Origin of the sequence: Enterococcus montenegrensis (genome assembly GCF_029983095.1) — a bacterium.
In the GTDB taxonomy this organism is placed as follows: domain Bacteria; phylum Bacillota; class Bacilli; order Lactobacillales; family Enterococcaceae; genus Enterococcus_C; species Enterococcus_C montenegrensis.
On record NZ_CP120467.1, the window covers coordinates 1,267,683 to 1,281,290 of the forward strand.

Sequence of the window (13,608 nt, forward strand, 5' to 3'; positions counted from 1 at the left end):
TCTTCATTGCCAGTCTTTTTTTCTTAAGTGAACTTTAACGCTTAAGAAAAGAAGACTGGATTTTTTGTCGCAAAATAAGTTGCTGCTATTTTTAGAAAACTTAAATGGCTTTTTGGCGGGCAAAGAGACAGGACTTGAAAAAAAACTTAAAAAAAGCGAAAATAGAGACATTGGAATGAAATAAACCAGTTTGAAATATCTTGCTTATTTCAAACATCAAAGGATGAAGAGTATGGGAAATAAGCACGCAATCGGTCTAATTGATTCCGGTGTGGGCGGATTGACCGTTTTAAAAGAAGCATTAAAACAATTACCAAATGAAAACTTGATTTATCTTGGTGACACCGCGCGTTGTCCTTATGGTCCAAGGCCCGCTGATCAGGTAATTGAATTTACAAGACAGATGACACAATTTTTGGTTCAAAAAAATATCAAATTACTCGTAATTGCTTGTAACACCGCTACTGCGGTTGCTTTAGATGTTATTCGCCAAGAGATCGCTATTCCAGTAGTCGGTGTTATTCTACCGGGAACTAGGGCGGCTGTGAAAACTACCCAAAATCATCAGGTTGCTGTGATCGGAACAGAAGGGACCATTAAAAGCGCTTCTTATCAAAAGGCAATTCAAAGCAAAATGCCAAATGTTAAAGTATATAGTTTAGCTTGTCCCAAATTTGTCTCCTTGGTGGAAAGTAATCAATTTTTATCACCCGTAGCAAAAAAAGTGGTCGCTGAAACATTATTACCTTTGCAATATAGCGGGATGGATACCTTAATTTTAGGCTGTACACATTATCCTTTATTGCGGCCGATTATTCAAAACGTGGTGGGCAGTCAGGTGCATTTAATTGACTCTGGTGCGGAAACAGTAGGAGAAGTTAGTGTTTTGTTAGATTATTTTGAAATTGCCAATAGCATTGACAATAAAACGCCAAACTATGAATTTTATACGACGGGTTCAACTAAAATGTTTGATGAGATTGCCAATGAATGGTTAGACAATATTTCGGTAAAATCAAAACATGTAGATTTAGAAGGGGATTAATAAAATGAGACATGACGGACGTGGGGTACAACAAATTCGCCCCGTAACAATTAAAACCAATGTATTTAAACATCCAGAAGGTTCAGTGATGATTTCATTTGGTGATACACAAGTTGTATGTTCTGCCACAATTGAAGAGCGAGTGCCACCTTTTTTAAAAGGTACTGGCAAAGGTTGGGTAAATGCGGAATATAGTATGTTGCCTCGCGCGACCCAAACTCGCAATCGCCGTGAAAGTGCCAAAGGCAAACTTTCTGGTCGAACGATGGAAATTCAACGTCTCATTGCCCGTTCGTTACGTGCAGTTGTGGATTTAGAAAAGCTGGGAGAACGGAGTATTATCGTTGACTGTGACGTTTTACAAGCCGATGGCGGCACTAGAACCACAAGTATTACGGGTGCCTTTGTTGCTTTACGTCTAGCAGTAAATAAGCTGCTTCAAAAAAATGAACTAACGGAAGATCCGATTAAAGAACATTTAGCTGCAATTAGCGTGGGCATTTTAGCCGATGGCACTTGTGTCACGGACTTGGATTATAGTGAAGATTTTAAAGCTTGTGTTGATATGAATGTTGTGATGACAGAAAGTGGGCAATTTGTCGAGCTACAAGGAACCGGTGAAGAAAGTACTTTTAACGGTGAAGAATTAAATGAAATGCTAGTTTATGCAAAACAGGCAATTCATGATTTGGTTGCCTTTCAAAAAGAAGCGCTATTAGGAAACGCTGAACTTGAAAATGTCCTTGCAAAAGACGATGCCAAATCAATTGTAATTGCCACTAAAAATCCCGGTAAAGCAAAGGAATTTGAAGCCCTTTTTAGCGACTATCAAGTTAAAACATTATTAGACTACCCGGAAATTCCTGAAGTAGAAGAAACCGGGCACACTTTTGAAGAAAATGCGCGATTAAAGGCTGAAACAATTGCGCAATTATTAAATCGCCCTGTGCTAGCAGATGATTCTGGCTTAGCAGTCGACTCCTTAAATGGTATGCCAGGTGTCTATTCAGCTCGTTTTGCCGGTGAAATGAAAAGTGATGCAGCCAACAATGCTAAATTGTTACATGAATTAACCAATGTTCCCGATGAAGATAGAAATGCGCATTTTCACTGCACTTTGGTTTTTGCTGCCCCTAAAAAAGAAAGTCTGGTCGTTTCGGCTGACTGGCCAGGGAAAATTGGTCGAATTCCAAGAGGCGATCATGGCTTTGGTTATGACCCGCTATTTATTCCTCAAGGGATGAAAAAGACAGCTGCCGAATTAAGTGCTGCTGAAAAAAATGCGATTAGTCATCGTGGGCAAGCACTGAAAAAACTGCAAAAGAGTTGGCAGACATGGTTAGAAGGATAAAAAATCTTTTTAAAGTTTTTCAAAACAAACAAGAGGAGCGCAATATGAAATATTTAGTAGTCAGTGATAATCACGGGGATCGTGAAATTTTAGTTGATATTTTGCAGCGTCGCCGTGATGAAGTGGATTATTTCTTTCATTGTGGGGATTCAGAGTTACCAAGTAATGATGAATTGTTTCAAACTTACAATGTCGTGACAGGCAACTGTGATTTTGATCCTGGTTTTAAGTCCCGTTTAGTTATGAAGACACCCCTAGACACGATTTATATGACCCACGGACATTTATCTAATGTTCGCTTTGGCTTAACCCAGATTTCTTTAGAGGCTAAAGCCGAAAATGCTGATATTTGCCTTTTTGGTCATACGCATCAAATTGGTTGCGAAGCAGTTAAGGGATGTTTGTATTTGAATCCGGGTAGTATCTCACAACCAAGAGGTCCCATTCAAATTCAAAGCTATGCGATTATCGAAAGTTCAGTTGATAGTTGGGAAGTGCAATATTACGACCGCACCCATGCAGCCGTTAGTGATTTGCATTTCCACTTTAAAAAGTAATCTGTAAGATTTTCATAAGGCGCGTAAGACAAGATGTTTCCCCTTACAATTTTTTGTACAATAAGGTTGTATGTTGGGTGGAAATGGAGGCAATCAATTTGATAGGAACCACTGTCCAAGAACTTTTGTTAGAAAATCAAGATAATTTTTTAGTACCAGCAGAAAACGTTGCATCTTTAATGTATTCCAATCCGTTAGATCACGCATTGTTAGTTTTATCAAAAGTCGGCTATTCAAAAATTCCGGTTTTAGATAAAGATGATCGTTTTGTCGGTTTAATCGGCTTAAATGATATAGTCGGAAAAATGATTGATTTAAGAAGAATTGATACCGATAATCTAGCAGGGTTAACGGTGGCAGACGTGATGGAAATTGGCGTAGATTATGCCAGAGAAGATGCTGATCTAGAAGATATTTTACATCTCTTAGTGAATAATGCTTTTTTACCAATTGTAAACAGTGAACGCATTTTTGTGGGAATTATTACCCGCAAAGAAGTTTTAAAAGCTACGAATCATTTGGTTCATGAACTAGAAAAGCGATATGAATTGGTGGATAAGACAGAAAAAAAGAAAGATAAACTCTTTGTCATTTAAAGACGGAAAGTTAACAATAACCCGTCAACAATGTCTGATTAGGCATTGTTGACGGGTTGTTGTTTTAAAAACGTAGTTAGAATCGATTAATTTGAAACTTATTTTGCTGCAGGTAAAATTGGTGTTGCAGGAATGGATAGGTTAGCTGCATTTAATTCATTAATGGCGGCTGTTAACAGATCTTCTTTTATTTTGAACTGTTGACCATTTAAAACATAAAAAGTAGTGCGAATCGCATAATTACTATTGCCTAAATCAACCAAGCCGAAAATAGTGGGTTCGGTTTGAATTTCTTCTTGATAGGTTTTTGCAATTTGATCATTGGCACGTTTTATAGCAGTTTTGATTTTATCTAAGCCTTCGTTGGGGTCAATTCGAACATCGACAATGACTTGCATATTAGAGCGGGAATTATTACTGATGGTAGTAATATTACGGTTGGGAATAAAGTGAACAGTTCCATTAGCCGAGCGTAGTTCTAACGTGCGAATGCCGACAGAAGTAACCGTTCCTTCAATAGCTAAATTACTTAAAATAATATAGTCGCCTACATCAATTTGCTGTTCCATGATGATGAAAAAACCGGTAATAATATCATTCATGAAGCCCTGTGCCCCAAGACCAATAGCTAAACCGGCAATTCCTGCCCCAGCTAGTAGTGAGCCAACAGGAACACCAAGAGTAGAAAGTAGGGAATAGATGAAGAAAAAGCCTAATGTGTAATGAATGACATTGCGGATTAAAGTATTCAATGTATTCATCCGGCTTTCGCTGAATTTTTGTCTTTTTTGATAGGATTGATAGCTGCGTTCTACTAAAAAATCACAAAGACGCAATAAGACGCTAAATAAAATGATCAAAAAGATAATCATTAGTCCTTTTGAAATGAGCAATCCGGTGACATTCTCCCAATTGATAGTTCCCCACCAACGTTGAAAAGCATTCAATTGTCGGACTGCTGGCTCTGTAATACCTGAACTGGTAGAGTCGGTTGTTTGTGCTGCAATGTGTAACATCAAAATCCTCCCTTAAAATTCGTTGTTCCGATTCTAATAAATCTTCTGTACTATTCATCTTAACAAAAAGGGCATAAAAAAACTGCCAATTTGCTGGCAGTTTTTTATTTTTTTAATTGTTTGGCTTAGTTATTCCAAAAGCGCTCTTTAGATATCGTCTGTTTGTTGCAAATAAGACGCGGGAGCTTTAAAGCCGTATACATTTCCCAAAATATATTTGGCAATATGCAACGTACGGTCACTGCTTCGTTCTAGGTTTGAACTGATATCAATAAACAAAACACTATCAGCAGCCCGGCCATCGCCTTTACTCATTAAACGGAAATATTTTTTCCGCAATAGGTCAACTAACTCATTTACTTCTTTTTCCCGTGAAAGAATTTTAGTTGCAAGGTTGTGGTCGTCAGTCTCCAAAACGAAAAGTGCATCGCGAATATTTTTTAAAACTTTATCAAACAATGAAATTAAATCTTCATCATATAAAATGAGAGTAGTGCGCGTAGTTTTCACACCGTTGCCATTGCGTTTTTCCTTATTCCGCTGCTTTTGTTCCAATTGACAAGCTTCTTCAATAAAACCGATGATATTTTTACAGTGGTCCCCGATCCGCTCGAAGTCTTTGGTAAATTCTAGCAACATTGCTTGTTCTTGGCTTTCTGTTTGTGAAAGTTCTACGGTGGCAGTTTTAGCCAAGTAGTCAGTTAATTCAACGTCAAATTGATTGATGGCCTCCTCATATTGTAAAACATCATCTTTTTTGTCGTCTGTTGGTTTAATGTAGAAATCCTTAGTGGCAGAAAGTGCCCGAAGTGCATAATTTCCCATTTGAATAACTTCGTTTGAAGCTTGACGCAGTGCAATGCTTGGTGAGGTATATAAAAAGTCTTCGTTTAATTCCACGGCACGAATATCCAAAGATTTATCGGTACCAGGAATAATTTTTTTGACTAACATTTCAATTTGAGGGATAAACCAAAATTGAATGGCTAAGTTTGAAATATTAAAAAGTCCGTGGGCAAAGGCGATTTGCATGCTAGGGTTCAAGTTTAAAACATCTGTCATCATAATAACCACGTGCGTAAAAGGGGTTAGCAGTAAGGTGAATATCACTGCTCCCACCAGATTAAAGACTACGTGGGCTCCGGCAGTTCGCTTGGCAGCGATACTAGCGCCTAACGCAGCAATAACTGCGGTAATCGTAGTCCCGATATTATCGCCAAATAAAATTGGGAGTGCAGCCCCCAAAGCTAAGCTGTTTTGGGCATAAAGTTGTTGCAAAATTCCAATGGTGGCACTAGAACTCTGTAAAACCATTGTTAAAAGCGTTCCAATCCCAACACCTAAAATAGGATGATGAGAAACACCAATCATCAAGTCGTTAAATTGGGGTAAGTCTTTTAATGGTTCCATACTGGTGCCCATTAATTTAAGGCCAAAAAATAAACAACCAAAACCAAATAAAATTTGACCGATATTTTGAAACAATTTTCGTTTGGTAAAAAATAAAAGAATGGCACCAATCCCAATGATAGGCAGGGCGTAGGCACTTAAATTAAACCCAATTATAAAGGCGGTTACCGTCGTTCCAACATTGGCTCCCATAATGACCCCAATTGCTTGGCGCAACGTCATAAACCCAGCGCTAACTAGCCCGACTGTTAAAACTGTCGTGCCAGAGCTACTTTGAATTAGTCCTGTGACAATAATACCCGCTAAAACAGCCCGTAAAGGTGTTGAAGTGAATTTATTTAAAACTTCTCGCAGCCTGTCACCGGCGGCTTTTTGCAGACCATCTCCCATATATTTAATCCCAAATAGGAAAATTCCCAGACCACCTAAGAAGCTAAAGAGCATTTCTTGATACGACATACAATTTCCTCCAGCAAATATTTTAACCAATTAAAGTCAGCATAGCGAAAATACGAAAGGATGTAAACGATTTTTTTGTATAATAACAAAATCAGTTGTTACTAAAAACGACGACACATTCAGTTAAAAGAAATAAGGGATAAATGTAATAAAAGTTAATTTACGTATATTATTTTTGACTTTGGTAAAACGTGATTGCCAGATAAGGGGAGTACTTCATATAACGATATTTTGATTTACCTTAGAAATTGCTGTTAAAAAAAGATCGTTGCAATAAAGCGTCTTTTAAAGTCTAGCGAAAAGCTAACTTTAAATCGCTTCAAAACAACGGTCTTTTATAAAAGTGGGTGTTCTAAGATAAATGAACGCCCTTATCGACAAAAATAACTTCTCCAATAATCCCACTAGAAGCCGGGCTGATTAAAAAGGCGCAGGTATTACCGACTTCTTCAATGGTCACCCCAACATTGTCTGGTGTTCTTTCTTCAGATAATTGAATTAATTTTTGATAGTCTTTAACCCCTGTTACAGCTAAAGTCTTAATGGCACCAGCAGAAATTCCGTTTACCCGAATGCCTTCAGGGGATAATTCGGCAGCTAAGTAACGAACGGCAGCTTCTAAGGCGGCCTTAGCAATTCCCATCATATTATAATTTGGTACTGCTCGTTGGGAACCCAAGTAGCTCATAGTTACAATCCCACTGTTTTGAGCTAAAATATTTTTTGCATAGCGGGTAACTGCAAGTAATGAATACGAGCTGATATCTTGTGCTAATGCGTAACCCTCTCGTGAAATATCGACTACGCTACCAGATAAATCTTCTTTATTGGCATAAGCGACAGCGTGGACAACGCCGTGGATTTCACCGGCATAATTCCCGATTTTTGCAAAACATTCTTCAATACTTTCATCACTGGCAACATCGCATTCTACTTTGAATGCTTCAGTGCCAACTAATTTTTCTAATTGTTTGGCCATGCGGTCGTTTTGGTAAGTATAAATAACTTCTGCACCTTGATCACTTAATGCTTTGGCACAGCCCCAGGCGATTGAGCGCTTATTGGCGACGCCCATAACGACAACTTTTTTTCCAGCTAATAAACTCATGTTTACACTCCTTGAATAATCAAAATAAATAATTTCATTTTTTGCTCCGTATGATTTCTTATTATTAGATAAAATTGTTTGATTGTCAAACTATTTTTTCTTACGGATTATAAATTTGCAAGAAAATTAGAGATATGATACTTTGATAATCAAAATAGATTGTTTTGTCATCTATTTTATTATCAGCAAAAAAACAAGGAGGGTTCTTATGAGCCAAACATTGACCGTTGCAAACGTTAAAGAGCTGATCCCAAATCGGTTCCCAATTTTATATATTGATAAAGTTACCTCGCTTTTAGCTGGTAAAGAAATTATAGCGGAAAAACAAGTCACCTATAACGAAGATTTTTGCCAAAGCCAGCCAGATAATCCCCACATGCCAGGAACTTTAGTGTTAGAGACTTTGGCGCAAGCAGGTTCAATTTTAATTTTAAAATCTCCAGAATTTTTGGGCCAAACAGCTTATATTGGCGGGATTAATGCAGCTCATTTTTACGATTTAGTTCGACCAGGTAGTACCTTACAATTGCGTTTTGCAATTACAAAAATGAAAGGAAACGTCGGGACTGCCGATGCAAAAGCGACAGTAGCGGGTAAAAAAGTTGCCGAATGTGTCTTCACGTTTATTGTAGGTGCAAAATAAAAAAAGAATAACTTTTCATTAAGAAAAAGGATGTGACAAAAATTTATGTCACATCCTTTTTTTCTATTTTGTTTTAGCTTCTTGTAAGATTTTAATTGTTTTGATTTTTACCGGGGATTCGGGTTTGTCATTACTGTCAGTTTTTACTGCGGCAATTTTATCAACCACGTCCATCCCTTCAATAACTTGACCAAATACAGTGTAACTACCATCTAAAGAAGGGTAACCGCCTTTTTTATAAGCATCGATAATTTTATTTGGAATCCAATCTTTTAAAAGACCATCACTCATATCGTCTTTATTTTGGACGATATAAAACTGACTGCCAATGCTATTAGGTTGTTGGGATTGGGCCATCGCTAGTGCCCCGCGAATATGATACAGCTGATTAGAAGGTTCTGCTCCAAAACCTTTACCCCAAATACTTTCACCGCCAGTGCCGTCGCCTTTAGGATCACCACCTTGAATCATGAAATCATTAATCACACGATGGAAAGTTAAGCCGTCATAATAACCTTTTTTAGCATGCGTCATGAAATTTTCTACCGCTTTTGGTGCGATCTCTGGAAACAGTTTGATTTTGATATTTCCCTTATCTGTTTGCAGCTCAACGAGGTCTTCGTTATCTTTGACTTTAGCGTCTAGTTGAGGTAAGTCCAATTTATTAACATCAACTTTTTCAGAAGTTTCACTAGTCTTATCTGAACTGGAACTAGAAGAGGTTGGACTGTTATTTGTACAACCTGCAATGACGAGCAGCGCAGAAAATAAAACTGCTGTCCCTAAAATACGTTTTTTAATCATGTGTGTAGCTCCTTTTATCTATGATAGTTAAAGAATAACAAATAAAAAAATGTTTGACCAGTCGTGGTTGGCTTTTAAATAGTGAATTGCAAAGGTAAAGGTGTAGACCAATTGGAGCGTTTTTGTTATAATGTAAGAGCATTCAAAAATGTAAACCTCAAGGAGGAAATTAGTAATGGGAAAATTAGGTATTTCAGTTTATCCAGAACGTTCAACATTTGAAAAGGACAAGACATATTTAGATTTGGCTCATAAATATGGGTTTAAACGGGTCTTTACTAGTCTTTTAGAAATTGATGGCGATAAAGAAAAAGTTTTAGCTGGGTTTAAAAAAGTAGTTGATTATGCTAATAGTTTGGAAATGGAAGTCATGGTAGATATTAATCCAGACCTTTTTGAACAATTAGGTATTTCATATGATGATCTTTCTTTTTTTGATGAAATGGGAGCTTATGGCGTTCGTTTAGATCTTGGTTTTACTGGGGCAGAAGAAGCCAAAATGACGCGAAATCCTTATGGTATTAAAATTGAAATTAATATGAGTCAAGGAACAAATTATGTCGATAATATTATGAGCTATTCTCCTAACACCAATAACTTATTAGGTTCTCATAACTTTTATCCTCATCGTTATTCTGGCTTGAGTTATGATCACTTTGTCTTTTGTTCGAAAAAATTCCGTAAATACAATTTAAATACGATGGCATTTGTGAACTCTCATGAGGCGACTTTTGGACCGTGGCCAACCCAAGATGGTCTATGTACTCTAGAAGATCACCGTGATTTAGAGATAGCTACCCAAGTTAAGCACTTCATGTTGACAGGGCTGATTGACGATATCTCAGTAGGAAATGCCTATGCCTCAGAAGCAGAGTTAAAAGCAATGTCTGAAGCTTTCTTTTCTGAATATCCTAGCTTAAAAGTCGACCCTGCTAAGGACATAACAGCAGACGAACGTATTTGTTTGTTTGATAATTTGCACAGTTATCGTGGCGATCGTTCAGAATACATCTTGCGTTCAACGATGACGCGGGTGTATTACAAAGACAAACCATTTCCAGCTCATAATACACATGATATGACGCGGGGCGATGTTTTGATCGATAATGTTGGTTACGGACAGTATAAAGGCGAAACGCAAATTGCATTAAAAGAGATGAAAAATGACGGCCGGGTGAACGTTGTCGGGCGCATCAGTGATGATGAACTTTTCTTGCTGAATTTCTTAAAACCTTGGTCAAGTTTTAAATTAATTGAAAATAAATAATTGAACTACCCAGTTGTGTCATTTCCTTCGTTAAACACAAAGAACTAAAAATTCTTTTTGTTTAACGAGAATACTAACTGGGTATTTTTTTTGCTGATCTTTAATCACGTAAGCTGACTTTTTAATATTTCCCATAATTTTTCTCTTTTGATGTCATATGTCTAAAGGGTTTTTTGGTATAATAATAAAGTTGGAGGTGGGTAGATGAAAAATCAGCTGGCACTTTTATTAAATGAACTACAAGGGATTGGACAATCGGGCAAAACATATGGCCGGGATGTCTTTGACCAAGAACGCTATGATCAACTGTTGATAGTGACGGAAAAATTAATGAATTTGTTAACCGATTGGAATGAAAAACAGATTCAACATTATCTTTATACAGATGATGGGTATGCTACGCCTAAAGTAGATATTCGCGGTGTTGTTTTTGTTGAAGATAAACTTTTATTAGTAAAAGAAAAAAGCGATAATAGCTGGACGCTTCCCGGCGGTTGGGGAGACATCGGCTATTCTCCGTTTGAAATTGCTGCAAAAGAAATTTTGGAAGAAGCCGGGATTTTAGTTAAACCTTTGCAATTAATCGCCGTGAAAGATAAAGCAAAACATCAGTATCCCGCAAGTTTGACCTATGTCTACAAGTTTTTTATCTATTGCGAGGCGTTAGAGACAACGATTAGATCAGGGCTGGAAACGACAGCTGTCGGTTTTTTTACTCAAGCAGAATGTGAGCAACTAAACTTATCTTTAGCGCGGACTTCAAAAGAAGATATTAGCGCGGCTTTTACTTACCACCGACATCCGGAAAACGCAGTTTGCGATTAATTTGTAAGTGAGGAATAGAAGTGAAAAAAGTATGGATTACAATTGGTATTGTTTTGCTATTATTAGCAGGTGGCCTTGTTTTTGCTGGCAATTATTTTTATAACTATGCATTTGTACCATCAGAAAAAGATTTTTTAGCTGATGATAACGACGCCCAAGCTGCTGCAGATAACAAACCTACTGATACGGCTTTAACGTGGTTTAAAGGTAATACGAGAAAAAATTGGTATATAACTAGCGAAGATGGCTTAAAGTTGCGGGGTATTTATTTACCCGCCTCTAAAAAAAGCGATAAAACAGCCATTATAGCCCATGGTTACATGGGGGATGCAGAATCTATGTACCAATTTGCTGACATGTATCACAGGCTGGGCTATAACGTTTTAGTACCTGATGCAAGAGGACATGGTAAAAGCCAAGGAGATTATATTGGTTTTGGTTGGCCAGAACGCAAGGACTATGTCAAATGGATTCACGAGGTTTTGAGCCAAAATGGTTCTAAGGAAAATATTATTTTACATGGTGTCAGTATGGGGGCGGCAACCGTCATGATGACCTCCGGTGAAAAATTACCAACGAATGTCAAAGCTATTATAGAAGATTGTGGGTATTCTAGCATTCAAGCGGAGTTAATTTATCAATATCACCAACTGTTTGATTTGCCAACATTTCCAATTATTCCGGTCACCAATTTAGTGACGCGACTTCGCGCTGGTTTTTTCTTTACTGATGGCGACGTAACCAAACAACTGGCAAAAAATAAAACGCCGATGTTGTTTATCCACGGTTCTGCCGATAAATTCGTACCATTTACCATGTTGGATAAAGTTTACAATGCGACTAATGTGCCAAAAGAAAAATGGGTAGTAGATGGCGCAGCACATGCCCAAAGTTTTAATAAAGATCCAAAACGTTATGAAGAAAAAGTTAAGAGCTTTTTAAGTCGTTATGAATAAAATGGTTTAATTTTAAAATCATAGACAAATGAGCGTTAGGTCGTTACAATAATGAAGACTTAATTTATGGGAATAGAATGGAGGACAAAACATGTCCATGTTTTTAGATCAAGTAACAATTGATGTCAAAGCCGGCAAAGGCGGCGACGGTATGGTTGCTTTTCGGCGTGAAAAGTACGTGCCAGACGGAGGACCTGCCGGTGGTGATGGCGGTCATGGTGGTGATGTCATTTTAGTTGTTAATGAAGGGTTACGCACCTTGATGGATTTTCGCTTTAATCGGCATTTCAAAGCTACTCCTGGTGACAATGGAATGAGTAAAGGAATGCATGGCCGAGGTGCAGAAGATACCTACGTCAAAGTTCCACCAGGTACAACAGTTCGTGATGCTGAAACAGGCGCGCTGTTAGGGGATTTGGTAACAGAAGGACAAACGCTAGTAGTCGCTCGTGGCGGACGTGGTGGACGTGGGAATACACGATTTGCATCACCGCGAAATCCAGCACCTGAGTTGGCGGAAAACGGTGAACCAGGACAAGAGCGCAAAATTGAACTAGAATTAAAAGTTTTAGCTGATGTGGGCTTAGTTGGTTTTCCTTCGGTGGGAAAATCGACATTACTTTCTGTAATTTCTTCAGCGCGACCTAAAATTGGTGCTTATCATTTTACTACGCTGGTACCAAATTTAGGGATGGTAACAACAACAGATGGACGCAGTTTTGCTGTGGCCGACTTACCTGGATTAATTGAAGGAGCTTCTCAAGGTGTAGGGCTAGGCACGCAATTTTTACGTCACATTGAAAGAACGCGCGTGATTTTACATGTGATTGACATGAGTGGTATGGAAGGCCGAGATCCTTATGAGGACTATTTAGCAATTAACAAAGAGTTAGAAAGTCATAACTTACGCTTGTTGGAACGTCCTCAAATTATTGTGGCAAATAAAATGGATATGCCAGAATCAGAGGAAAATTTAAAAGCATTCAAAGAAAAATTACAAGCACAAAAAACAGATGAGTTTGCAGCGGATATCCCGATTTTCCCAATTTCAGCTGTTTCCAAAAAAGGTTTGCAAGCATTACTAAATGCAACTGCAGATTTATTGGAAACAACACCAGAATTTCCATTGTACGATGAAGAAATTGAAGAAGATGTGGTGCATTATGGGTATCAATCCGATGAACCTGAGTTTGAAATTACTCGGGAACCAGATGCAACTTGGGTATTAAGCGGAGATAAAATTGAGAAGCTATTCCAAATGACCAATTTTGCTCATGATGAAACCGTTATGCGTTTTGCCCGCCAACTAAGAGGCTTGGGAGTTGATGAAGCATTACGGGCCCGTGGTGCAAAAGATGGAGATATTGTCCGCATTGGTAATTTTGAATTTGAGTTTGTTGAATAGAAAAGAATAAAAGAGCAATCCACTTTGAAGCATTCTAAGTAAACCCTTTGGTTAAAGGTTTAGAATAAGTCTTCATTTTGGATTGCTTTTCTTTTTTCTTTCCCCGCCTTAACTGGTACACTCAAACTAAGGAAAAAGATTTTTTATAACAGCAAGTTGTAGTAAG

General features: G+C 37.9%; 13 protein-coding genes. 9 read left to right on the plus strand and 4 right to left on the minus strand.

What is annotated here, in order from left to right; genetic code table 11:
- Positions 1-232 precede the first annotated feature (232 nt).
- The 4 genes from racE (at position 233) to cbpB (ending at position 3,549) form a co-directional block, all read left to right on the plus strand.
- Positions 233-1,045 (plus strand): glutamate racemase, encoded by an 813-nt coding sequence (gene racE / locus P3T75_RS06215; RefSeq protein WP_282462487.1) that lies wholly within the window; start codon positions 233-235, stop codon positions 1,043-1,045.
- 4 nt (positions 1,046-1,049) lie between these two features.
- Complete coding sequence (gene rph, locus P3T75_RS06220) at positions 1,050-2,396, plus strand: ribonuclease PH (RefSeq protein WP_206902702.1); 1,347 nt, start codon at positions 1,050-1,052, stop codon at positions 2,394-2,396.
- Between the two features lie 44 nt (positions 2,397-2,440).
- Entirely contained in the window at positions 2,441-2,953 is a 513-nt protein-coding gene (locus tag P3T75_RS06225; protein ID WP_282462488.1) for a metallophosphoesterase, read from the plus strand.
- A gap of 98 nt (positions 2,954-3,051) precedes the next feature.
- Positions 3,052-3,549 (plus strand): cyclic-di-AMP-binding protein CbpB, encoded by a 498-nt coding sequence (gene cbpB / locus P3T75_RS06230; RefSeq protein WP_206902704.1) that lies wholly within the window; start codon positions 3,052-3,054, stop codon positions 3,547-3,549.
- 98 nt (positions 3,550-3,647) lie between these two features.
- Here the strand turns inward: cbpB and P3T75_RS06235 are convergent, their stop codons facing one another.
- The 3 genes from P3T75_RS06235 to fabI all read right to left on the minus strand — a co-directional run bounded on the left by P3T75_RS06235 (position 3,648) and on the right by fabI (position 7,542).
- Positions 3,648-4,565, minus strand: coding sequence for a mechanosensitive ion channel family protein (locus P3T75_RS06235; protein ID WP_282462489.1), 918 nt, complete (start codon positions 4,563-4,565; stop codon positions 3,648-3,650).
- A 147-nt stretch (positions 4,566-4,712) separates the two neighbouring features.
- Positions 4,713-6,434, minus strand: a complete 1,722-nt coding sequence (locus P3T75_RS06240) for a Na/Pi cotransporter family protein (RefSeq protein WP_282462490.1) — start codon at positions 6,432-6,434, stop codon at positions 4,713-4,715.
- A 352-nt stretch (positions 6,435-6,786) separates the two neighbouring features.
- Positions 6,787-7,542: an enoyl-ACP reductase FabI gene (fabI, locus tag P3T75_RS06245; RefSeq protein ID WP_206902707.1), complete on the minus strand. Its 756-nt coding sequence runs from the start codon at positions 7,540-7,542 to the stop codon at positions 6,787-6,789.
- A 208-nt stretch (positions 7,543-7,750) separates the two neighbouring features.
- On the opposite strand from fabI, the gene P3T75_RS06250 reads away from it, so the two are divergent.
- The gene (locus tag P3T75_RS06250; RefSeq protein ID WP_206902708.1) at positions 7,751-8,185 is read left to right on the plus strand and encodes a 3-hydroxyacyl-ACP dehydratase FabZ family protein; all 435 of its coding nucleotides are present in this window, start codon (positions 7,751-7,753) and stop codon (positions 8,183-8,185) included.
- A 63-nt stretch (positions 8,186-8,248) separates the two neighbouring features.
- On the opposite strand, the gene P3T75_RS06255 is transcribed toward P3T75_RS06250, so the two are convergent.
- Complete coding sequence (locus tag P3T75_RS06255; protein ID WP_206902709.1) at positions 8,249-8,989, minus strand: peptidylprolyl isomerase; 741 nt, start codon at positions 8,987-8,989, stop codon at positions 8,249-8,251.
- Positions 8,990-9,164: 175 nt separating this feature from the next.
- On the opposite strand from P3T75_RS06255, the gene P3T75_RS06260 reads away from it, so the two are divergent.
- From P3T75_RS06260 to obgE, 4 genes are all read left to right on the plus strand, one after another.
- Positions 9,165-10,256, plus strand: coding sequence for a DUF871 domain-containing protein (locus P3T75_RS06260; protein WP_282462491.1), 1,092 nt, complete (start codon positions 9,165-9,167; stop codon positions 10,254-10,256).
- Positions 10,257-10,460: 204 nt separating this feature from the next.
- Entirely contained in the window at positions 10,461-11,081 is a 621-nt protein-coding gene (locus tag P3T75_RS06265; RefSeq protein ID WP_282462492.1) for an NUDIX hydrolase N-terminal domain-containing protein, read from the plus strand.
- Between the two features lie 20 nt (positions 11,082-11,101).
- Positions 11,102-12,037 (plus strand): alpha/beta hydrolase, encoded by a 936-nt coding sequence (locus P3T75_RS06270; protein ID WP_282462493.1) that lies wholly within the window; start codon positions 11,102-11,104, stop codon positions 12,035-12,037.
- Positions 12,038-12,128: 91 nt separating this feature from the next.
- Positions 12,129-13,442, plus strand: a complete 1,314-nt coding sequence (obgE, locus tag P3T75_RS06275; protein ID WP_282462494.1) for a GTPase ObgE — start codon at positions 12,129-12,131, stop codon at positions 13,440-13,442.
- The last annotated feature ends 166 nt before the right edge of the window (positions 13,443-13,608 follow it).